The organism is Glycomyces dulcitolivorans (assembly GCF_003265355.1).
Classification (GTDB): Bacteria; Actinomycetota; Actinomycetes; order Mycobacteriales; family Micromonosporaceae; genus Glycomyces; species Glycomyces dulcitolivorans.
Genome location: NZ_QFRW01000052.1, coordinates 1 through 21,784, shown reverse-complemented (window position 1 = coordinate 21,784; position 21,784 = coordinate 1). Strand labels below are relative to the sequence as shown.

The following is a 21,784-nucleotide window of genomic DNA, read 5'->3' as shown; positions in this document are numbered from 1 at the left end:
CGTCCGGGCCCTTCGCCTTGCCCCGCAAGGCGGGTGACGGGCCCCGCGGCTGGAGGGCCGCGGGGCCCGCCGCTGTCCTCAGCTGCGCTCGGGTTCTCGGAAGCGGCGGCCGTGGCAGCGGTTCTCGGCGACGGCGAGGTCGCGGCGGCAGTCGCGGCCGGGGCGGTCCTCGTCGTCGGCGCCGACCGGGAGGGGCGCGATCTCCTCGGCGAAGAAGACGTTGTCCTGGAGGTCGTCGCGGTCGATCTCGGAGTTGTCGGCGATGAGCTCGGCCAGGGTGCCGGCGGGCCGGATCCGGTACTGGTCGGCGATGAAGTCCAGGGCGTCGTCGTTCTCGTAGAAGAACCGGTCGCCGTCGCGGAGCATCGCGAACTCGCCCGCCCACATGGCGTGCTGGAGCTCGCCGAACTCCGAGTCCGGCAGGTGCGGCTCGGCCATGAGGCCGGTGATCGCGTCGAGGGAGTCGGTGTCGCCGTAGATCGCCGCCAGGCGCGCGGCGAGCGTCGAGGCGCGGGTCGCGGTGACCGCGGCGCCGTCGCCGCGGGCCTCCTCCTCGGTGACCGCGTTCCCCTCGGCGTCGGCGAAGGCGGTGAACGCCATGGCCTCCGGGGAGTCGACGGTCATGCCCTCGGGGAGGTCCTGGGTGGCCTCGCCGGTGACGTCGGTGAAGTCGGCGGCCCGCTCCAGGCCGAAGGCCTCGCGCAGGTCGTTGTACCCGGGCAGGCCGTGGTCGCGGGCGCGGACCAGGTCGAGCGCGGGCAGGTCGGTGACCATCGTGAAGCAGTCGGCGGCGTCGAGGCAGTCCGTGGCGCCGTCCACCGGGACCTGGTTGAGGACCGAGCGGATCTGGTTGTCCACCATGGCGTCGTTGTTGTACTGGGTCTGCACCGACATGCCGTGGACGAAGGCCTCCAGGCCGACGTCGCGGAACAGGTCCGGGTTGAAGAACATCAGGCCCGCCGGGGCCTCGGCCTCCACTTCGGTGCCGGCCTCCACTTCGAGGCCGGCCGCCTCGAACGCCTCCAGCTCCTCGTCGGTGTAGTAGCCGCTGGCGACGGAGATGAGGAAGTCGCCGTGGATCATCGAGTGGGCCCGGAACGCGATCGTGGCGAACTCGTTCGAGACCTGGACCTGCACGTTCGGGTCGTAGCCTTCGTACTCGGGGAGTTCGACGCCCAGGGCGGGCAGGAACTCCTCGTACGTGATCCGCTGGATCTCGGCGACCACGATGCGGCGGGCGATCTCGAACTTCGCCTCGGCGGACAGGCGCCGCGGCAGCTCGTCGACGATCCGGTTGTGCTCGCGCGCGAAGAGGGTGGAGAGGGCCAGGAGCGAGGGGGACTGGTTGGCGCGGACGTCGCCGGTGACCATCGCGGCCTCGGGCGTGCCCATGAGGCGCCCGCTCGCGTCCATGTATGGGGCCGTGGCGGAGTCGCCGCGGAAGTCGGCGGTCGGGAGGTAGCCGCCGTCGAGCATGAACGTCGCGGCGTTGTCGGTCAGGTCGCCGTTCACCTCGCCGTCGAGCAGCCATTCCAGGCGGTCCTCGGTGCCGCCGTACACCTCGAAGCCGCCGAGGTAGGACGGGAGGAGGTCGACCTGTTCGCGCGCCGAGTCGACGCCGGTGCCCTCGGCGGGGGCCGAGCGGATGAACGGGAGGGTCCCGGTGTCGTTCGTGAACTCCTCCAAGGGGTCGTCGTTGTCGAAGGGGACGGTCACGGCCTCGGCGGCCGGGTCGCCGTGGGGGACCGTGGCGCGCAGGGCGATGTTGTGGACGACGAACTGGCCCCACGCCCAGTTCCACTGGGAGAGGCCGCGTTCGGAGAACAGGTTGACGTGGTCGTCGGCGAACACGCGGTTCGAGACGTACCGCGGGTCGGGGCCCTCCTGCATGGCGCCGATGCCGTCGGCGTAGTCGGGGTCGGCGAGGCGCTGGTACTCCGAACCCGCTGCGCCCCAGTCGGGGTGGTCCTCGTTGTTGCCGGCGCCGTCGAGCGCGGCGATGTCGTAGGGGAGGGCCCGGTCGAGGCCGATGGGCCGGGAGGGGCTCTGGCCGCGCCCGCGGGCCTCGGCCATCACGGCGAGGGTCGCGGCGAGGAGGAAGACGAGGGCGAATGCGGCGATCTTGAGGGAGTTGCGGCGTCTTGACCTGGCGCGCGGGGCGTCCGGTCGGGAGGGTCGGGTCATGGCGGGTCTCCAACGGGTCAGCGCGGCAGACCGCGGGCACGGGCGCCGGCTGCGCCCCGGCTCCGCCGAAGGGTCGGCGTTGCGATGGAGAACCCTGAGGCCGCGCCGGGCGGCCAGGCATCGCGGGGGTATGCGATTGAGGACCCGAATCTATGCCCGAAGGGGACGAAGGGCAATAACCCCTGCGTCATGGGTCCGTCGCAGGTCCGAACAGGTGGGTTGCGAGGGCCCGGGAGTGGCGGGAGTCCGGTCCGGGGCGGGTCCGGCGGACCGGGTGTGCGACGCGGGTCCGGGGACGCCGAGGGGCGGCGGGCCGATGCCCGCCGCCCCTGAGACGTCTTGCGCTACTTGGCGAACCAGACGGTCGCGCCGCCCGGCAGGTGCCCGTCGACGAGGTCGGCGCTCGCCAGGAGCACCTCGGTGCCGTACCCGGAGACCGGGACGGGCTCGTCGCCGAAGTTGACGACCGCGACCAGGGCGCCGTTGTCGAACGCGAACGCGTTGTCGCCGGGGTCGGCGAGCCAGGTCAGGCCGGTCGCCTTGCGGCCCTTGCGGATGGCGATGGCCTGGCGGTAGAACTCCAGGGTCGAGCCTGCGGCGCCGTCCTCGGCCTCGACCGACAGGTCGGCCCAGTCGGCGGGCTGGGGCAGCCACGGCTCGCCCGCGGGGCCGAAGCCGAGCGAGGCGCCCTCGCGCTTCCAGGGGAGCGGGACGCGGCAGCCGTCGCGGCCGATCTGCTCGCCGCCGGTGCGGTGGAACGACGGGTCCTCGCGGACCTCGTCGGGCAGGTCGAGGACCTCGTTGAGGCCCAGCTCCTCGCCCTGGTAGACGTACACGACGCCCGGGAGCGACAGCAGCAGCTGCGTCGCGGCCTTCGCGCGGGCGAGGCCGGCCTCGCCGCCGCCGTAGCGGGTGACGTGGCGCTGCACGTCGTGGTTGGAGAGCACCCAGGTGCAGGGGGCGCCGACGCCGGCGTTGTTGGCGATCTCGGAGTCGATGGCCTTGCGGAAGTCGGCGGCGCTGAACGGCGCGAGCACGAGGTCGAAGTTGAAGGCCTGGTGGAGCTCGTCGGGGCGCAGGTACAGCGAGCGGCGCTCGGCCGAGTCGGTCCACGCCTCGGCGACGAAGATCCGGTCGCCCTCGTACTCCTCGATGATCGGGCGCCACGTGCGGTAGATGTCGTGGACGCCGTCCTGGTCGAAGAACGGGGCCTGGGTGGTGCCGATCATCTCGATGGTGCCGTCGCCGCCGGTGTCAGGCAGGCCCGGGGCCTTGACCATGCCGTGGGCGACGTCGATGCGGAAGCCGTCGACGCCGCGGTCGAGCCAGAACCGCAGCACGGATTTGAACTCCTCGTGGACCTCCGGGTTGTCCCAGTTGAGGTCGGGCTGGGAGGAGTCGAACAGGTGCAGGTACCACTGCTTCCCGTCGTCGGTCTTCGTCCACGCGGGGCCGCCGAAGATCGACTGCCAGTTGTTCGGCGGCACTTCGGGGTCGGTGACGTCGCGGAAGTGGTAGCGCTCTCGCTCCGGCGAGCCGGGAGCCGCGGCGAGGGCGGCCTGGAACCACTCGTGCTCCGAGGAGGTGTGGTTGGGGACGAGGTCCACGATGAGGCGGATGCCGGCGGCGTGCGCGGTTTCGAGCATCCGATCGAAATCCGAGAGGTCGCCGAAGCGCGGGTCGATCGCCCGGTAGTCGGACACGTCGTAGCCGGCGTCCTTCTGCGGGGACGCGTAGAACGGCGACAGCCAGATGGCGTCGACGCCGAGCTGCGCGAGGTAGGGGATGCGGGAGCGGATGCCCTCCAGATCGCCCATGCCGTCGCCGTCCGCATCGGCGAACGAGCGCGGGTACACCTGGTAGATGACCGCGTCGCGCCACCAGTTTCCACTCATCGGTGAGTCAGCCTTTCAGTTTCGGGGGGCCGCACCGGTGGAACCGCGTACGACGAGTTCGGGTCGGAACAGGTATTCCGACGAGGGGGTGGGCTGCCCGGCGATCTCGTCGAGCAGGGCCCGCGCCGCGGCGGTGGCGATGTCGCGCACCGGCTGCCGCACGGTCGTGAGCGGGGGGTTGGTGTGGGCGATGAGCGGCGAGTCGTCGTAGCCCACGACTGAAAAGTCTTGCGGGACGTTGAGGCCGCGCTCCTCGGCGGCGCGGATCGCGCCGAGGGCCATCATGTCCGAGCCGCAGACGACGCTGGTCGCGCCGCGGTCGATGAGGCGCGACGCGGCGGCGTGGCCGCCCTGCTCGCCGAAGAGGGTCAGCTCGATGAGCTCGGGGCCGACGCCCTGCATGGCGGCCCGGTACCCGGAGATCTTGCGGCGCACCGGCCAGTAGCGGTCGGGGCCGGAGACGAGGCCGATCTTCTCGTGCCCGAGTCCGGCGAGGTGCTCCACGGCGATCCGGGCGGCGACGGTGTCGTCGCAGGAGAACGAGGCGGCCTCGACGCCCTCGGGGTGGCCGGTGACGAAGGCCACCGGGAGGCGCTTGTCCTTGAGCTCCTGGTAGCGTGCGGTGCTCGCGGTCGTGTCCGCGTGCAGCCCCGAGACGAAGATGATGCCGGCAACCGCTCTTTCGCGGAGCATCTCGACGAACTCGTCCTCGGAGACCCCGCCGGGGGTCTGGGTGCACAGCACCGGGGTGTAGCCCGAACCGGCCAGGACGTTCGAGATCGTCTGCGCGTACAGCGGGAAGATCGGATTCTCCAGCTCGGGCACCACGAGGCCGATCAGGCCGATAGCGTGCTTGCGGAGGGCCTGGGGGCGTTCATAGCCGAGCACGTCGAGGGCAGTGAGGACGGACTGTCGGGTCTGCTGACCGACGCCGGGCTTGTCGTTGAGCACCCGGGACACCGTTGCCTCACTGACCCCGGCCTGCCGGGCGATGTCAGAGAGTCGAAGCCGCATGATGACAGACTAGCCTATCTGAAACTTGGCAACAGTTTGGTTGCAAGGCTTTCCTGATTCTGAAACATCTTGCTAATGTTCTAGGAAGTCGGGACGCGAGTCCCGGACCAGCGGCCCCCGCCCCGGGGCCCCTCAATGAGGAGAAAAGAAGACATGCGCAGAAGGACCCTGGGTATCACCGCCGTCTCCGCCGCCGCCCTCGGCGCGGCCGCCGCCTGCGGCGACGACAGCGACAGCGGCACCGAAGAGACCTCCGAGTTCTCAGGTGAGCTGGTCATCTGGGCCGACGAGACCCGCACCCCCGTCCTCAAGGAGTTCGTCAAGGACTTCGAGACCTCCGTCGGCGTGAAGGTGACCGTCGAAGAGCACGTGGAGACCCTCCGCGAGGACTTCCTCACCGCCGCCGAGCAGGGCCAGGGTCCCGACATCATCGTCGGCGCGCACGACTGGTCCGGCCAGTTCGCCGCCGACGGCGTCATCTCCCCCATCACCCTCAGCGCCGACCAGCAGGCCGCCCTCAACGAGGCCGCCGTCAAGGCCTTCACCGTCGACGGCAACCTCTACGGCGTCGCCTACGCCGTCGAGAACCTGGCCCTCATCCGCAACACCGACCTCGCCCCCGACGCCCCCGCCACCTTCGAGGAGCTCATCACCGCCGGCCAGGCCGCGGGCACCGACGAGGTCCTCACCATGGAGGTCGGCGTCGACGGCAACGCCTACAGCGCCTACCCGCTGTTCGCGTCCTTCGGCGGCTACCTCTTCAAGGACGACGGCGCCGGCAACCTCGACCCGACCGACGTCGGCGTCGACTCCGCCGGCGGCATCGCCGCCTTCGACAAGTTCGCCGAGCTCGGCGCCGCGGGGATCCTCAAGACCACCATCGACGCCACGAACACCATCCCGTTCTTCGTCGACGGCAAGACCGCCTTCATGATCTCCGGCCCGTGGGCCCTCACCGACGTCCAGGGCGCCGGCCTCAACTACGAGGTCACCGCCATCCCCGGCTTCGAAGGCCAGGGCCCCGCCTCGCCGTTCCTCGGCGTCCAGGGCTTCTACGTCTCCGCGACCGCCGCGAACGCCGTCTTCGCCCAGGAGTTCGTCACCAACTACGTCCTCACCGAGGACCTCCAGGTCAAGCTCGCCGAGGCCGGAGGACGCCTCCCCGCGCTCACCGCCGCCGCCGAGACCTTCTCCGCCGGCAACGCCGACGTCCAGGGCTTCGCCGCCGCCGGCGAGAACGCCACTCCGATGCCGAACATCCCCGCCATGAACGCCGTCTGGGAGCCCTTCGGGCGCGCCGAGGCCGACGCGATCGACGGCGTCTCCACCGGCGAGGCCGCCGCCACCACCGCCGCGACGTCCATCCGCGACGCCGTCGCAGGCTAGAACCCGGCAGGACCCCGACGAGCGAAGGATCGGACTGTGCTCGACCAACGTGCCCAAGGCTCAGTGAACGCCGCGGGCCTGATCATCAAGATCGCGGTACTCGCGGTGGTCGCCGCGCTGGCCGTCTGGGCGGCGCTGCCGCTCATCGCCGCCGGGGCCTGGTGGGGCCTGGCGCTGGAGGCGGCCGTCGTGGCCGTCGTCTTCTACGTGTACCTCCAGCGCCGGGCGATCCAGCTGAAATACCTGGTCCCCGGCACGCTGCTGCTCATCGCCTTCCAGATCCTCCCGGTCGTGCTCACCATCGGCACCTCCTTCTCCAACTACGGGGACGGGCACCGGGTCGACAAGGAGTCGGCGACCGAGGCGATCATCGCCGCGGGCGTGCAGCAGACCCCCGACGGGGCGACGTACCTGCTCGCCGTCGGCGAGTCCGCCTCCGGCGAGCTCACCCTCCTGCTCACCGACCAGGCCGACGGATCGACCTGGGCCGGAACGGAAGAGGGCCTCACCGAACTCGACGGCGCGACCGTCGACGCCACGGGGCGCGTCACCGCCGCCCCCGGCTACACGGTGTGGACCCTCGCCGACCTCAACGAGCGCCAGGGCGAACTCGCCGAGCTCGCCGTCCCGACCGGGCCCGAGACCGGCATCAAGGTGCAGGGGCTCTCGGCCTTCGAGGGGCGGTCGACGCGCTCCTACGACGAGGCGTGCGACTGCATCACCGACACCGCCACGAACACGGTCTGGTACGCCGACAACGAGACCGGGACCTTCCTCACCGAGGACGGCCAGGCCGCGCTCGTCGGCTGGCGCGTCAACATCGGCGCCGGCAACTACCTCGACGTCATCACCGACCCCGAGATCCGCGGCCCGTTCCTCGGCGTCTTCGCCTGGAACGTCATGTTCGCGGCCGGCTCGGTCCTGTTCACCTTCGCGATCGGCCTCGGCACCGCCATGGCCCTCAACCGGCCCGGCATGCGGGGCACGAAGGTCTACCGGGCCTTCATGATCCTGCCGTACGCCATGCCGTCGTTCGCGATGCTCCTGGTGTGGGCGCAGATGTTCAACCGCGACTTCGGCCTGATCAACGAGCTGTTCAACCTGAACGTCAACTGGTACGGCGGCACCTGGTCGGCGCGCGCGATGGTCCTCATCGCCAACACCTGGCTCGGCTGGCCGTACATGTTCCTGATCTCGCTGGGCGCGCTCCAGGCGCTGCCGTCGGACTCGCTGGAGGCGGCGAAGATCGACGGGGCCACCGGCGTCACGGCGTTCCGCAAGATCACGCTGCCGCTGCTGCTCATCGCGCTCACCCCGCTGCTGATCTCCTCGTTCGCGTTCAACTTCAACAACTTCAACGCGATCGAGCTGCTCTCGGGCGGCAACCCGTTCATGGCCGGCGACGCCGTCGGCGGCACCGACCTGCTCATCACGTACGCGTTCCGCCAGGCCTTCGGCTCCTCCAGCGCCGACTACGGCTTCGCCAGCGCCATCAGCGTGTTCATCTTCCTGATCGTCGCCACGATCTCGGCGGTCATGTTCCGCTTCACCCGCAACCAGGAGGACGTGTACTCATGACCCCCGTGAAGCGCAAGGGCCGCAACCCGTTCGTCAAGTGGGCCGGCGACACCGGCTGGCGCCACCTCGTTGCCTGGGCCGCGCTGATCTTCGGCCTGGTGCCGATCGTCTACGTCGTCTCGGCGGCGTTCAACCCGAACGGGACGCTGTCCTCGACGAGCCTGCTGCCGACCTCGTTCTCGCTGAACAACTTCGAGAAGCTGTTCACCGACGACAACGTGCCGTTCGCGTCGTGGTTCGCGAACTCGCTGATGATCGCGGTCCCGGCGGCGTTCATCTCGATCTTCATCTCGTCGCTGGCGGCGTACGCGTTCAGCCGGTTCCGGTTCAAGGGGCGGCGGCCGATGCTGCTGTTCCTGCTGCTGATCCAGATGTTCCCGGCGTTCCTCGCCGTCGTGGCGCTGTACCTGATCTTCGGGTCGATCGGCGAGTTCTATCCCGTAGCGGGCCTGAACACGAAGCTCGGCCTGATGCTCGTGTACATGGGCGGGGCGCTGGGCGTCTCGACCTGGCTGATGAAGGGCTTCTTCGACACGATCCCGAAGGAGCTCGACGAGGCCGCGACGATCGACGGGGCCTCCCACGCGCAGATCTTCTTCGGCATGATCCTGCCGCTCGCGGCGCCGATCATCGCGATCTCGGGGATCCTGGCGTTCGTGGGGACGATGAACGACTTCATCCTGGCCTCGCTGTTCCTCACCGACCGGCCCGAGATGACCCTCGCGGTGGGCCTGAAGACCCTGACGGCGGAGAACTCCCCGGCCTCCTACTTCGGCATCTTCGCCGCGGGCACGCTCCTCACGTCGATCCTCACGGTCGCCGTGTTCATGAGCCTCCAGCGCTACATCGTCTCCGGTCTCACCGGCGGGGCAGTGAAGGGTTAAGACACAAGACCACTGCTCGACACGCGCGCCCCTCATGGGGCGCAACGCAGGGCCCGAACCAGGGGGAGCCTCCCTCCCCACGGTCCGGGCCCTGTGCGTTGCCGCGGTGTCAGCGCTGCTCGCACCATTCCCGGGAAACGGGGTGCCTGAACAGGGCGATCGAGACGAAGATCGGGAGAACCCAGACCGCACACCAGGCAAAGAAGTACAGAAGGATCGGCCACATGTATATGCCCGAGATGAACAGGCCCCCAAGGTGGAACACGATGATGAACTTGCGTGCGGCGTTGCTGCCGTTACACACCGCGATCGCAGGACAGAGGGCGACCAGGATCGCGAACACGGCCACGAGGACGAACGCCCCGATCGGGGCTTGGAACCCCGCACACTCCGGTTCTGCATCCGGTCCGCACCGCGTCAAGATGTACACACCGGCAATCGTGATCGGCCAAGGGATCTGGAGCAGCACGGCCGCGAACATCACTCTCCACGGTGGATGGCCCCGGCTCACAGTAGGTCTTCGTAGGATCCAGGCGCTTCGAAGGGGACGAGCGCGCCGACCGCCTGGGCGTTCGCGAACGGATCGATCGCGGCGGCCTGGTCGGTGGGGATGCCGTCGGGGAAGTACTCCTCGACGAGGTCGTTCTCGCTGCCGGGTTCGATGCCGCCGGTCGGGGGGATGTACTCGATCTCGCCGTGGTCGCTGACGGGGACGCAGCCGGACTGGATGGTCAGGGACACGATGCCGACCACTCGGTACCAGAGCACGATGCCGTCTTCGCGCTGCACGACGAGTCCGCGGTCGACGCGGTCGCCTCGCTCGGTCTCGTACTCATCGGTGATCTCGTATCCCAGCGAGGTCCAGTAGTCCCGCAGGGCATCGGTATACGCCTCGCGGACCAGGTCGCTTCCAGAGTTTTCCAGCGAGAACTCGTAGTCGATCTCAATGCTCGTGTAATCGGAGTCGTCGATGCCGTTGTGCGAGCACGGCAGCTCCGCCCAGATCCTTCGCTCGAACCCCGGGAAGTCCGGCAGCGCCAGAACGGCGTCGGCCGCCGCGGCCTCCATCGGTGCGTATGCCTCGGCCTGCGTGTATTCACTCTCGGGCGGGTGATTCACTTCTTCTCCAGAGGGGGAACAGGCGGACAGGCTCATCGCGGTCACGGCCGCCACCGCAGCGAAGCCGGCGCGTCCGAGGCGTGTCACGGGAATCGATCGAGGAAGGCGTTTCGGCGAAGTCATCCCGCGACCCCTGTGATCACACCGGCCATGGCATCGCGTCCCGTCTGGTTGCTCTCGTTCCAATAGGTGCTGTGGTTGTTCTCGGAGACTCCCCCGGGGGCGCTTTCAATCTCGGTCGCTCCGAACGCCTCTCGGGTGGGGTCTGCGCCGTGGACCGATCCCCAGCCGATCGGATCCAGGTCGTTCGTCGTCGCGTACACGCTCTCGACACCGAGCGCGTCGGCCGTGTCGACCGTGACTCCTGGAGAGGCGACGAGAATGAGGTTGTCGGCATCGACCCCTTCGCTTGAAGCGGCGAGCCCGATCACGGTGGTGCCGTACGAGTGACCGGTCAGAGTCATGTTCGACGGCTCTTCTCCCCCGGTGGCGCGGATGCCCTGGGTGAACGATTCGAGATCCTCCGCGGCGCCCTCGGCCCATTCCTCCTGCATCGCTTCGGGGGCAACTGAATCCGGCGCATCGTATCCAAGCCAGAGGATGGTCGCGGTCTCGTTGCCCGGATCCAGCTTGTACGCGTCGCGCGCCATGGTCTCGGTGCGGCCCATCAGTCCACCGGAGGCGTCGCCGAGGTCCGCCTTGGTACCCGGGACATAGGCGTTGACATTGGCGGCCGTGTCGGGATTTCCGATGGACACGATGGCCTGGCCGCTGCCTTCCGTGCCGAAACCGAGCAGGTAGTAGGACTGCCCGGTCTTGTCGTATGTGGCCGGGTTTCCTTCGTCGTCGGTGATCTGGTCCTGAAGCGAGGCGAGGTCGTCGCGGTCTTGTCGGAGCGCTGCGAGTTCCGCTTGGAGCGCGTCGTAGTCGACCGACCCGCCTTCGTCGTATCCTCGTGCGCCTGCGAGCTGCGCCTCGATGGAGGCGATCTGGTCGTCGAGGCTGTCGATCTCGTTGTCGAGGAGCACTCGGTTGGCCGTGTCCCTGGCCGTTGTCGGGATGCCGTCGGTGGGGCCGACCCATTCGGGGTGCGCGGCGATCAGCGCTTCGCGCTCGGCGTCGCTGAGGTCCTCCCACCACTGGTTGACCTGTTCGGGGGACATGTCGGTGTCGCCGTTGGCGATCGCCTCCATCTCGGCGGCGACCTCCTCGGTCAGGGCGGTCTTGTAGTCGTCGATGAGGTCGTCGTAGGTCGCGCCGAACTGCGGGGGGAGTTCCGGCGGGTTCTCCTTCATGGCCGACAGCGCGGCCGCGGCGTCGTCGTCGGCGTCGTGGGCGCGGGACATGATGGCGCGCAGCCAGTCCTGGTACTGGCCGCAGAGTTCTTTCGCGGAGTCGTACACGGGCTTGATGTGGACGAGGGCATCGGCCTGCGAGGCGAGGTCGTACCAGGCGGAGGCCCTGTCGATGCCGACCCGGTCGCAGAGCCACTCCGGGGGCTTCAGGTCCCAGATCGCCCGGTGGAGGGCCGCGCTGGGGTTCACTTCGTACTCGTGGAGATCGCCTTCGATCTCGAAGTCGTGGTCTTCGATCAAGCCCACCAGCTCGCGGAGTTCGAGCTGCTCGGCTTCCAGTGCGTCGGCGGTCTCCAGCATGGTGGTGGACACGCGGATGGTCGCGTAGTCCGAGAGGTCGTCCTCGAACCGGTCGCCGATGAGTCCGATCTGCTCGCGGACCGTGTCGGCGGTGTCGGACTCGTAGTTGTCGATGCTGAGGTGGCCGTCCACGACGTCGGTGCGCAGCCGTTCGGTCTGCTCGACCATCGCGGTCGCGTAGGTCTTCCAGCTTTCGCCGACCCATCGGAGGTTGGCGCACTCCAGGTCGCGGAGGTCCTTCCATGACATGTCGCTCATGCTCGGGCGCTCCTACCAGTCGGGGCGGGCCGAGGCGTTCTCGTTGGCCCGGCCCGGGTAGCGGTCGTGGTCGGCGAGGGAGGCGAAGTCGCCGGCGGTGTAGTCGTCGACCTCGACGGCGTCTTCAGCGCATACGGCGAGGTATTCACCGGTGTTGCCGCACAGGCTGGTGAAGCCTCCGGCGCGGTCGGCGTTCCACCATTCGGCCGCTTCGGCGAGCGCGGCGCCGATCGCCATGTCGGAGTCGGCGAGCGTCTGGGCGGTCTCGGTGGTGGCTTGGACGAGCTCGGTGGTCTGCCGGTTGACTTCGGCTTCGACGTCGAAGAGGATCTCGACGGATCTGTGGACCTCGTCGGGTTCCATGGCGAAGACGTCAGCGCCGGACATGCGCTGGCTCCGGGGTGCCGGGAGTATCGGGCATCTGCGGGGATCCGTTCTGGCCGCGGGGTTCGGTCAGTGACAGGCTACTCGCCCTGTGCTAATTCGTGGGTACATGTCCCTCTTGTCACGACCGGGCCCGAGGCCGGAGCGTGCGTTTTGAAGCAGGGCACGGAATCAGCGCGGGCGGGCGCGACCCCCGCCCGGTGGAAGCCCGGGTTCCGCGGGTCAGGACTCGATGAGTTCGCGGAGGAGGCCTATGGGCTCCTTGAGGTCGGCGTATTCCTCGAGTTCGGTGACGCGGTGCTGGAGCTGTTCGATGCCGAAGGCGACGACGGCGACGCGGTCCTCGGTGGGGGATTCGAGGAGGTCGATGGCGCGGTCCATGAGGCGGAGGGCGTCGTCGAGGGTCTGGAGGTCCTCGGCGTTCTGGAGGCGGGCGTCGACGTCGGCGGGGCGGTGGGCCTTCGCGAGGCGGTCCCAGTTGGCGCGGCGCTCCTCCTGGAAGCGGGAGATGCCGGCGCGCAGGAGGATGGAGCGCGCGATCAGTTCGATGCGCTCGTCGGGCGGGAATGCGTCTGCCATCGCGGTACCGCCTTAAGACCAGTGCGGGGGGCGCTCGGCGAGGAGGTCGAGGTCTCGGGAGGAGAGCTCGCGCCGGGTGCGGCGGGGGGCGGGGGCCTCGCCCCAGCCCTGGTCGGTGTCGTCGGAGGTCTGGTCCGGGAGCACCGAGAAGTCCTCGTCGAGCTCGACGGAACGGTCGTCATCGGAGACTGCCATGCCTCGACTTTACGTCAGGGGGTCCCGGCGGGCGCAACGGCGAGGCCCTGAACACCGGGTGAACCGGTGTTCAGGGCCTCCATGTTCGTCTTACGCGACACCGACGAGTTCGTAGCCGGCCTCGTCGACCGCTTCGCGGACCTGGTCCTCGGTGAGGGCGGTCTCGCTCTTGACGGTGACCTTGCCGGTGTCGAGGGCGACGTCGACGTTCTCGACGCCGGGGAGCGCGGAGAGCTCCTGGGTGACGCTGCCGGCGCAGTGGCCGCAGGTCATGCCCTTGACGACGTACACGGTTTCCATGGTGGCTCCATTTCAGGTTCTGAGCAGGCGGGCCACCGCGTCCGAGGCTTCCTTCACCTTGGCTTCGGCGGCGGTCGGGTCACCGGAGGTCTGCGCCTCGGCGACGCAGTGGGCCAGGTGGCCTTCGAGGAGGTTGAGCGCGACGGCCTGGAGGCCCTTGGTGGAGGCGGAGATCTGGGTCAGGATGTCGATGCAGTACTGGTCGTCGTCGACCATCCGCTGGATGCCGCGGATCTGGCCTTCAATGCGCTTGAGGCGGCGCGTGATGGCCGCCTTGTCGCCGTGGTACCAGTAGTGGTCGTGACCGCCGTCGCCGCCGTCAGGGCTCGGCGCGTGCGAGCCGTCCGGGGTCTCTTCGCTTGCCATGTCGCTTCCCTCCAGTCGTCATACTATACCCCTGCGGGGTATGACGGCAACTGCTCGTCATGCACGTGCAGCGGGCCGTAGTATTCCGTGCCATTGTGCGAGAAATTCTCCCCCTGCCCTTGTCACCGTAGGGAACGCCCTCTAACGTGAAGCCGTCGCGTCGGAAACTTGCGATACACCCCGTATCCACCGTGCGACACCGTCGAGTCGGTGAAGCGCCCCAGCTTCGCCGAGCCGGGGAACCAGCAGTCGGCCGCTCAAGCACGGCCGGCGGGGTGAATCGCGCGATGCGCGTAGGGCGACCCTTCCTTCCGCCCGAACCCGACAGCTAACCCGGTAGGCGGCCAAAGGAAGGAGCGCATCCCTTGGTGCGTACCCGGCGTATCGCGGCCGGCATCACGGCCGCGGCCCTGCTCCCCCTAGCGGGAGCGCTGTTCACGTCCTCGCAGGCGTCCGCGCAGACCAGCGAGGAGATCCAGGCCGAGATCGACGAGCAGCACTCCGAGCTCGAGAAGGTCATCGAGGACTACAACGCCAAGCGCGAGGAGCTCGACGACGCCAACCAGCTGATCGCCGACATCGAGGCGCAGCTGCCGGAGCTGGAGGCCGCGGGCCTGGCCGCGCAGGACCGCATGGGAGAGATCGCGGCGACCGCCTACACCGGCGGCGACTTCGCGATGGTCAACTCGGTCCTCGCCGGGGACCCCTCGGACTTCGCCGACCGCCTCATGTACCTCTCGACGCTCTCCGACGGGGAGAGCGCGGCCCTCCAGGACGCCCTCACGCAGATCGAGGAGCTGGAGACCCGCCAGGCCGAACTCCAGGCCCTCCAGGCCAGCGCCGACGAGATCCTCGCCGAGATCGAGTCCCAGCAGGACGAGATCGAGGACCAGATCGACTCGCTCGAAGCGGAGTACGACGACGCGGTCCAGGAGGAGTACCAGGAGGAGTGGGGCGACTACACCGGCGACTCCGCGGTCGTGGCGTTCGCGTACGACCAGCTCGGCGACGACTACGTGTACGGCGCCGACGGCCCCGACGAGTGGGACTGCTCGGGCCTGACGCAGGGCGCGTGGGGCGCGGCCGGGGTGTCCCTGTCGCACAACACGGACATGCAGTGGAACGAGACGGCGCGGATCTCCCGCGACGAGCTCCAGCCCGGCGACCTCGTGTTCTACAACGACTTGAGCCACGTGGCGATCTACATCGGCAACGGCGAGATCATCCACGCCCCCAACTCGACGACCGTGGTCAAGATCGCGGACCTCGACGTGATGAGCATCGACGGGTACGGCCGGCCGTAGCCGATGGCCGCGAGACGTCCTCCGGGCCTTCGGGTCCGGAGTGCGAAGACTCCCCGGCGGCGGCGCGGGTGCTCCCATTGCTGACCCTGCTGCTGACCCCGCAATAGCCCGTACCGCCGCCGGGGACCTCTATCGTAAAGAAGCCCTTGCGATCCGCTCCGGCGGGCCGCAAGGGCTTCTCAAGTTTCAGTTACCGGCGGGTCATTCCGGCTGGTGCTCCTCGAACGTCCAGTTGTAGCGGGCCCGGCGGCCGGTGCCGCCGCGCTGCCAGCGCTCGGGGCCGGTGAGCGGCCGGTAGTCGATGCCCATGGCGTGCAGGCGCTCCAGGTGGTCGGGGAGCCGGTCCCGGACGGGGTTCGCCTCGCGCACGTCGAGGTTCGTCCAGCCGACCTCGGCGAGGACGGACAGGCGCGGGAACGCCGAGTACTCGACGTCGCGGGGGGTCGGCAGGTACTCCGACCAGAGCTGGCACTGGATGCCGAGGACCTGCTCGGGGTCGACGCCGGACGGGACGGGGTCCCAGCCGGCGACCTTGTCGACGGTGGTGAGGCCGTGGATGCGCAGGGGCTCTTCGGGGTCGTCGCTCTCGTAGTGGTCGTAGTAGGCGTAGGGCTCGGGGGAGGCGACGACCTGGTGGCCGGCGGCGACGGCCTTCTTGATGTAGGCCTCGTTGCGCCACACGTGGACGACGGCCTCGGCGGGGGCGCCGCCGTCGAGGATCTCGTCCCAGCCGATGACGCGCTTGCCCATGGCGGTGAGGCGGTCGCAGAACGCCTTGGTGAACCAGGCCTGGACGCCGCGGACGTCCTCGATGCCCTCGCGCTCCATGAGCTCGCGGGCGACCGGGGAGGTCTCCCACTGGGTCATGGGGACCTCGTCGCCGCCGATGTGGACGAACGGGCCCTCGAAGACCTCGGCGACGGCCGTGTAGGCCTCCAGTGCGAAGTCGAGGGCCTCGGGGGTGGGTTCGAGGACCTCCTCGAAGACGCCGAAGGTCGGGGAGACGGGCTTTCCTTCGCCCGCACCGAGTTCGGGGTAGGCGGCGAGGACGGCGCGGGCGTGCCCGGGGAGGTTGACCTCGGGGACGATGAGGACGTGGCGCTCGCGCGCGTAGGAGGCGATCTCGCGCAGGTCGGAGACGGAGAAGAACCCGCCGTGGGGGGTGCTCTCGTAGCCGGAGGCCTCGTCGCGGGCGTGGCCGATCTTGGTCTCGGTGCGCCAGGAGGCGACGTCGGCGATCCTGGGGCGCGAGGGGATCTCGAAGCGCCAGCCCTGGTCGTCGGTGAGGTGGAGGTGGACGACGTTGAGGCGGTGGAGCCAGGCCCGGTCGATCATCTTGAGGACGAAGTCCTTGGGCTGGAAGTGCCGGGCGACGTCGAGCATGACCCCCCGCCAGCGCAGGCGCGGCTCGTCGGTGATCGACACGTGCGGGAGGACCGGCGCGGCGGCGGGGGCCTCGCGGAGGGCGTCGGCGGGGAGGAGCTGGCGGAGGGTGGCGATGCCGCGGGCGATGCCGGCGGGGTGGGCGGCGGCGAGGTCGACGCCGCCTTCGGTGACGTCGAGGCGGTAGGCCTCGGCGGCGGTCGTCAGGTCCGCGGGCCGGTCGCCTTCGAGGCGCAGGCGCAGGACGCGGCCCTCGGAGGGGCCGGTCACCGTGAGTCGCAGGCCGGTGCCCCGGTTGAGGAGGTCGGACAGGAGCCAGGCGAGGGGGTGCAGCTCGGGGTCGGCGGCGATGGCGTCGAGGGTGCTCAGGTCGAGGTCGCCGTCGGCGGCCGTGAGCTGCTGCGGCTGGGGGATCAGCGAGATGCGGCGCTGCATAGTGCGGGGGCTCCTGTGGTCAGTGGTGCAGTTGTCCGGCTCGCGGCGGAGGCCGCGCGGCAGAGCCGGTTCGAAGGGTCCCGGCCCCGGGCTGGGGCGCGACGCTCCCACGAATTAGTTCAGTTTATTTATAATATAGGGCCGCGCCGCGGTCGGCCAGTGCGTAGAGCGGATTGCTCGGCAGCGGCGACCACGGCGCGTGGCGGTGGAGCGGTTCTAGTGCACCTTCGGCAGGTGCTGGGTGGCGTCCAGGTCCTCGGGCGACTCCCGCTGCCGGTTGATCGGCAGCGGCGCCGACTCCGACTCGAACACCCCGCTGGACGACGGCGAGTCGTAGCCCGAACCCGTTGCGGGCGAGTCGAAGGAGCTCGACAGGCTGGAGGAGACCGTCTTCTCCTCCTCCCCCGAGACCAGGCCCAGCTGGCGGCGCAGGTCGGTGAGGTTGGAGCCGGCGCTGTCCCGCTGGCGCTCCAGGGCCGCGACCTCCTCGGCGAGGGGCTGGACGCGCTCGGCGGCCCGCTCCTCGGCGCTGCGGCGCAGCCGCGCCGCCTCGGTGGCGGACTCCGACTTGATGGACTTGACCTGCTCGGCGGCGCGGCCCACGGCGTCCTTCGCCTGCTGGTCGGCCTCCTCGCGGCGCTCGACCGCCCGGTTCTCGGACGAGCGGGCCCGCTCCTCGGCGAGCGCGAGCCGGTCCTCGGCCTCGGAGACGATGCGCTGCGCGGTCGCGATGGCCTGCTGGTGCCGGTCGGCCTCCTCCTTCTGGGCCCGCTCGCGCCGGTCGGCCTCGGCGAGCGTGAGCTCCTGGGTCTTCTTCTTGCGGAACTCGGCGGCCTCGGCCAGGAGCTGGTGGGCGGCGTTGCGCTGCTGGTCGGATTCGCGGGCGGCGATCGACTTGAGCTCGGTCATCTCGCGCTCGGACGTCGCGCGCATGACCGCGATCTCCCGCTCGGCCTGTGAGCGGGTCTTCTCGGCCCCGGCGCGGGACTGGCTCTGCGCGGTCTGGGCCTCCCGGTGGGCGTCGGCGACGGCGAGGTCGTGGTTGCGGCGGGCGTTCTCGCGCAGCTCGGTGGTCTCGTTGACCGCGCGGGAGCGGATCTCGGTGACGTCCTGGTCGGTGGTCGCGGTGATCTCGGCGGCCTCGGCGTGGGCGGCGCGCATCATCGCGTCGGCCTCGGTGCGCGCCTCGGTGATCAGGGCGGTGGCCTGGCGCTTCGCGTCGGCCTTCTGGACGCCGGCGTCCTGCTCCGCGGCGCGGAGGATCTTCTCGACGCGGGCGCCGAGCCCGGCGAGGGTCGGCTGCTCGGCCTCGGCGATCTGGGTGGCGCGCTCGGACACGCGCCGCTCCAGGGCGCCGATGCGCTCCTCGGCCCGGCGCAGCTGCTGCTCCGCGGCCTCCAATGCCCGCGCCGCCTCGTCGCGGTGCTGCTCGTGGGTCTTGATGTTCTGATACAGCCGGGAGGTGAACTCGTCGACCTGGTGGCGGTCGTAGCCGCGCATGGAGACGGCGAATTCGGGCCCGGTTTCCTCGAAGAATTTCGACATGGTCTTCCAGAGTCACAGGAAACGGTTGATGAATCATGATCACGCCTGAAGGGCCCGAAACGCGCGACGAACACGCCCGGCGCGCGTGTCGCGCCGAAAACGTCCAGTGGCGAACGAGAAGGGCCCCAGCCGAAGCCGAGGCCCTCTCTGGTATCCGGTGGCTAATGCGGTCTTGTCGGTCTCGTCGTAGAAGTCGCCCATGATCTCTTCGAGGAGGTCCTCCATGGCGACCAGGCCGGTGACCTCGCGGTCCGCGCCGGGCTTTTGGGAGGCGACGACGAGGGCCAGCTGGGACCGCTGGCGGCGCATGAGCGTGACGGCGCCGGCGACGGTGGTGTCGGCGGCGACGAGCAGCGGGGCCGCGGCGAGGTCGGCGACCGAGGCGTCCGGTTCGGCCTGGACGGCCTCGCGGACGTGGACGAGGCCGACGGGGCGCTCGTCGGCGTCGACGACGACCAGGCGCGAGCGCCCGGTGGCGCGGCTGCGCTCCTCGGCGGCGACGGCGGTCGCGGCGGCGGGGATGGTGACGACCTCGGCCCAGGGGATCTGCACGGTCCTGACGCGGCGGCGCTGCACCTCGATGGCGTGGGAGAGCATCTGGTGCTCCTCCTCGCCGAGGACGCCCGCGGCGGCCGAGGACCGCAGCAGGTAGCGCAGCTCCTCGGGGGAGTGCGCCTGCGCCTTCTCGTCGGCGGGCTCCACTTTGAACAGGCGGAGCATGGCGTTCGCGCCGTGGTTGAGGCCCAGCAGGATCGGCTTGGTCACCCACACGTAGCCGGTGAACGGCCAGATGAGCGCCATCGCCGAGGACTCGGGGTGGGTGATCGCCCAGGACTTCGGCATCATCTCGCCGACGACCATGTGGAGGAACACCACGATGACGAGCGCGATCGCGAACGCGATCGGGTGCGCCGCCGCTTCGAGCCCGATGCGCTCCAAGGGGATCTCGATGGTGTGCGCGAGGGCCGGCTCGGCGAGCGCGCCGAGGCCGACGGTGCACGCGGTGATGCCCAACTGGGCGCCCGCGAGCATGAGCGACAGGTTCCTGGTGCCGCGCAGGGCGGCCCGGGCCGCGGCGGAGCCGTCCTGTTCGAGCCGGTGCTGGCGCGAGGCCACGAGCGCGAACTCGGCGGCCACGAAGAACGCGTTGGCGCCCAGGAGGATCGCGGAGACGAGGAGGGCCGAACCGGTGCTCACTTCGCCTCCTGGCGGTCGGCCGGGCGCAGCTCGATCGCCTGCGGCACGTGGCGGGCGGAGGAGACCACGACGAGCTTGACGCTGCGCGGGACCGGGTCGGCCTCGCCGTCGCCGTCCTCGTCGTAGAAGTCGCTCGCCGCGGCGGTGGCCACTTCGACGGTGTCGCCGGGGTGGGCGACGCGGCCGAGCTCGGACATGACGAGCCCGGCGATGGTCTCGTAGTGCTCCCCTTCGGGGAGCTGGATGCCGGTGGCGTCGGCGACCTCGTCGACGCGCCAGCGCCCGGGGATGAGCCAGCCGCCGCCGGCGAGGGCGACGGGGACGGCCTCGAAGCGGTCCTGCTCGTCGCGGATCTCCCCCACCAGCTCCTCGGCGAGGTCTTCGAGGGTGACGATCCCGGCGAAGCCGCCGAACTCGTCGACGACGCACGCGAGCTGGCGGTGGCGCCCGCGCATCTCTTCGAGCAGCTGCGGGAGCGGGAGCGAGGCGGGGACGAGCATCGCGGGGTCGGCGATCTCGACCACGGTCACGGCCGATCGCGCTTCGCGCGGGACGGCGATGATCTGGCCGATGCCGACGACGCCGCGCAGGTCGTCCACGTCGTCGCCGACGACCGGGAAGCGCGAGTGCCCGTCGGCGAGCGCGGCGACCGCGTCGGCGACGGTGGCGTCGGCGGGGAGGGTCTGGACGCCGACGCGCGGGGTCATGGCCTGCTCGGCGACGGTGTCGGAGAAGTCGAGGCCGCGGTCGAGGAGGATCGACAGCTCCTCGTCGAGGGCGCCCTCGTCGCGGGAGACGTCGATGATCCGGTGGAGGTCCTCGGCGGTCGCGTTCTGCTCCAGCTCCTCCACGGGCTGGATGCCGAGGAGGTTGAGGAACTTCGTGGAGGCGGCGTCGAAGAAGCGGATGATCGGCCCGCACACCGTCAGGTACGCGTGGGTGGGGGCCGCGAGGACGAGCGCGAGGGCCTCGGTGCGGGCGATCGCGAGGTTCTTGGGGCCGAGCTCGCCGAGGATCATCTGCACGACGTTGGCGATGACGAACGCGACGACGGTGCCCGCGGTGACCGAGACGGCGGCGGGGACGCCCGCGACGCCGAGGAGCTGCGCGAGCCCCTCACCGAGGTAGGGCTCGGCGAAGAAGCCGACGAACAGGGCGGTGACGGTGATGCCGAGCTGCGCGCCCGAGAGGGCGAACGACAGCCGGCCGCAGATCTTGAGGGCGCGGCGCGCCCGGGAGGCCCGCTTGGCGTCGGGCCCGGCGGCGAGGTCCTCCAGTTTGGACCGGTCGACCGCGGTGTAGGCGAATTCGAGTGCCACGAAGAAACCCGTGGCGGCGGTGACGGCCAGGATGATGACCAGCCCGATCGCTATGAGCACCGCTCACTCCCCCTGGGAGGCTCCGATGCTAGAAGGCCGCCGCGGGGCCGCGGACTTCGATATCGTCGTCGTTTGCGTCGCATGGGCCCGATCTTAACGGGACCGAAAGGACGGGCAAGCGCGCATCATTGTTCGCCCCGCCACAGGACGATGTCGGTGGAGCGGCCGAACGGGCCGGCGAGGGCGCGCAGCTCGGCGAGCTGGCGGCGGGCCCGCTGGAGCTCCTCGACGACGGCCTGGGCCTCGGCGCGGATCGCCTGGACCTCGCGTTCGAGGTCCATGATCCGCTTGATGCCGGCGAGGTTCACGCCCTCGTCCTGGCTCAGGCGTTGGATCTCGCGCAGGCGCGACACGTCGCGGGCCGAGTAGCGGCGGCCGCCGCCGGGCGTGCGGCCGGCCTCGACGAGGCCGAGCCGGTCGTACTGGCGGAGGGTCTGCGGGTGCATCCCGGCGAGCTCGGCGGCCGCGGAGATCGCCAGGATCTTCGCGTCGAAGTCGATCTCCTCGTCGAGTCCGCCGCGGCCGTACGTGATCTCGACGCGCACCTGGCGGTGCGCGGTCATGTCGGCGGGCCGGTCAGGCGAACCGGTGCGGTCCGAGGCGGTCACGGTTCCCTCCCTTGTTCGGTGTCCCCTTGCTCGTCATCGGTGTGCAGCGCGCCGCTCCACATCACCCGCCGCCACAGGGCGGCGCGTGCGCGGGCCCGCATCGAGGACGCGGCCGCGGCGATCGCGCGCCGGCCGG

General features: G+C 70.1%; 20 protein-coding genes and 1 riboswitch. Of the genes, 4 read left to right on the top strand and 16 right to left on the bottom strand.

Annotation, left to right across the window (positions count from 1 at the left end; genetic code table 11):
• Positions 1-78: 78 nt before the first annotated feature.
• The 3 genes from DI269_RS03160 to DI269_RS03150 form a co-directional block, all read right to left on the bottom strand.
• On the bottom strand, positions 79-2,184 hold the full coding sequence (locus DI269_RS03160; protein WP_112133679.1) for a peroxidase family protein: 2,106 nt from the start codon (positions 2,182-2,184) through the stop codon (positions 79-81).
• Positions 2,185-2,528: 344 nt separating this feature from the next.
• A complete protein-coding gene (locus DI269_RS03155) occupies positions 2,529-4,079 on the bottom strand; it encodes a glycoside hydrolase family 13 protein (RefSeq protein WP_112133678.1) in 1,551 nt (516 codons plus the stop codon).
• A gap of 15 nt (positions 4,080-4,094) precedes the next feature.
• Positions 4,095-5,093: a LacI family DNA-binding transcriptional regulator gene (locus DI269_RS03150; RefSeq protein WP_112133677.1), complete on the bottom strand. Its 999-nt coding sequence runs from the start codon at positions 5,091-5,093 to the stop codon at positions 4,095-4,097.
• A 153-nt stretch (positions 5,094-5,246) separates the two neighbouring features.
• Between DI269_RS03150 and DI269_RS03145 the strand changes: the two genes are divergently transcribed.
• The 3 genes from DI269_RS03145 to DI269_RS03135 are packed head-to-tail and all read left to right on the top strand — an operon-like array spanning position 5,247 to position 8,941.
• On the top strand, positions 5,247-6,479 hold the full coding sequence (locus DI269_RS03145) for a sugar ABC transporter substrate-binding protein (protein WP_112133676.1): 1,233 nt from the start codon (positions 5,247-5,249) through the stop codon (positions 6,477-6,479).
• 36 nt (positions 6,480-6,515) lie between these two features.
• Complete coding sequence (locus DI269_RS03140) at positions 6,516-8,057, top strand: ABC transporter permease subunit (protein ID WP_232822594.1); 1,542 nt, start codon at positions 6,516-6,518, stop codon at positions 8,055-8,057.
• Positions 8,054-8,941 (top strand): sugar ABC transporter permease, encoded by an 888-nt coding sequence (locus DI269_RS03135; protein WP_112133674.1) that lies wholly within the window; start codon positions 8,054-8,056, stop codon positions 8,939-8,941. The genes DI269_RS03140 and DI269_RS03135 overlap by 4 nt, the downstream gene beginning before the upstream one ends.
• Positions 8,942-9,050: 109 nt before the next feature.
• Here the strand turns inward: DI269_RS03135 and DI269_RS03130 are convergent, their stop codons facing one another.
• From DI269_RS03130 to DI269_RS28540, 8 genes are all read right to left on the bottom strand, one after another.
• Complete coding sequence (locus DI269_RS03130; protein ID WP_157974735.1) at positions 9,051-9,410, bottom strand: hypothetical protein; 360 nt, start codon at positions 9,408-9,410, stop codon at positions 9,051-9,053.
• A 38-nt stretch (positions 9,411-9,448) separates the two neighbouring features.
• Positions 9,449-10,060 carry a hypothetical protein gene (locus DI269_RS03125; protein ID WP_157974734.1) on the bottom strand — a complete coding sequence of 204 codons (612 nt, stop codon included), beginning with the start codon at positions 10,058-10,060 and terminating at the stop codon, positions 9,449-9,451.
• A gap of 119 nt (positions 10,061-10,179) precedes the next feature.
• Positions 10,180-11,973 carry an alpha/beta hydrolase gene (locus DI269_RS03120; RefSeq protein WP_112133671.1) on the bottom strand — a complete coding sequence of 598 codons (1,794 nt, stop codon included), beginning with the start codon at positions 11,971-11,973 and terminating at the stop codon, positions 10,180-10,182.
• A gap of 12 nt (positions 11,974-11,985) precedes the next feature.
• Positions 11,986-12,360 (bottom strand): hypothetical protein, encoded by a 375-nt coding sequence (locus tag DI269_RS03115; protein WP_112133670.1) that lies wholly within the window; start codon positions 12,358-12,360, stop codon positions 11,986-11,988.
• Positions 12,361-12,579: 219 nt separating this feature from the next.
• Entirely contained in the window at positions 12,580-12,936 is a 357-nt protein-coding gene (locus tag DI269_RS03110) for a hypothetical protein (RefSeq protein ID WP_112133669.1), read from the bottom strand.
• 12 nt (positions 12,937-12,948) lie between these two features.
• Positions 12,949-13,131 (bottom strand): hypothetical protein, encoded by a 183-nt coding sequence (locus tag DI269_RS03105; protein ID WP_112133668.1) that lies wholly within the window; start codon positions 13,129-13,131, stop codon positions 12,949-12,951.
• A 90-nt stretch (positions 13,132-13,221) separates the two neighbouring features.
• Positions 13,222-13,431: a heavy-metal-associated domain-containing protein gene (locus DI269_RS03100; RefSeq protein ID WP_112133667.1), complete on the bottom strand. Its 210-nt coding sequence runs from the start codon at positions 13,429-13,431 to the stop codon at positions 13,222-13,224.
• 12 nt (positions 13,432-13,443) lie between these two features.
• Positions 13,444-13,797: a metal-sensitive transcriptional regulator gene (locus DI269_RS28540; RefSeq protein WP_112133666.1), complete on the bottom strand. Its 354-nt coding sequence runs from the start codon at positions 13,795-13,797 to the stop codon at positions 13,444-13,446.
• A gap of 206 nt (positions 13,798-14,003) precedes the next feature.
• Positions 14,004-14,156, top strand: a riboswitch (cyclic di-AMP (ydaO/yuaA leader).
• A 9-nt stretch (positions 14,157-14,165) separates the two neighbouring features.
• Between DI269_RS28540 and DI269_RS03090 the strand changes: the two genes are divergently transcribed.
• Complete coding sequence (locus DI269_RS03090; RefSeq protein ID WP_157974733.1) at positions 14,166-15,101, top strand: C40 family peptidase; 936 nt, start codon at positions 14,166-14,168, stop codon at positions 15,099-15,101.
• Positions 15,102-15,302: 201 nt separating this feature from the next.
• On the opposite strand, the gene DI269_RS03085 is transcribed toward DI269_RS03090, so the two are convergent.
• From DI269_RS03085 to DI269_RS03065, 5 genes are all read right to left on the bottom strand, one after another.
• On the bottom strand, positions 15,303-16,919 hold the full coding sequence (locus tag DI269_RS03085; protein ID WP_112133664.1) for a beta-N-acetylhexosaminidase: 1,617 nt from the start codon (positions 16,917-16,919) through the stop codon (positions 15,303-15,305).
• Between the two features lie 216 nt (positions 16,920-17,135).
• Complete coding sequence (locus DI269_RS03080) at positions 17,136-18,464, bottom strand: coiled-coil domain-containing protein (protein WP_112133663.1); 1,329 nt, start codon at positions 18,462-18,464, stop codon at positions 17,136-17,138.
• A 39-nt stretch (positions 18,465-18,503) separates the two neighbouring features.
• Positions 18,504-19,661, bottom strand: a complete 1,158-nt coding sequence (locus DI269_RS03075) for a hemolysin family protein (RefSeq protein ID WP_112133662.1) — start codon at positions 19,659-19,661, stop codon at positions 18,504-18,506.
• A complete protein-coding gene (locus DI269_RS03070; RefSeq protein ID WP_112133661.1) occupies positions 19,658-21,040 on the bottom strand; it encodes a hemolysin family protein in 1,383 nt (460 codons plus the stop codon). Before DI269_RS03070 ends, DI269_RS03075 begins: the two co-directional genes overlap by 4 nt.
• 125 nt (positions 21,041-21,165) lie before the next feature.
• On the bottom strand, positions 21,166-21,648 hold the full coding sequence (locus DI269_RS03065; protein WP_269814133.1) for a heat shock protein transcriptional repressor HspR: 483 nt from the start codon (positions 21,646-21,648) through the stop codon (positions 21,166-21,168).
• Positions 21,649-21,784 lie beyond the last annotated feature (136 nt).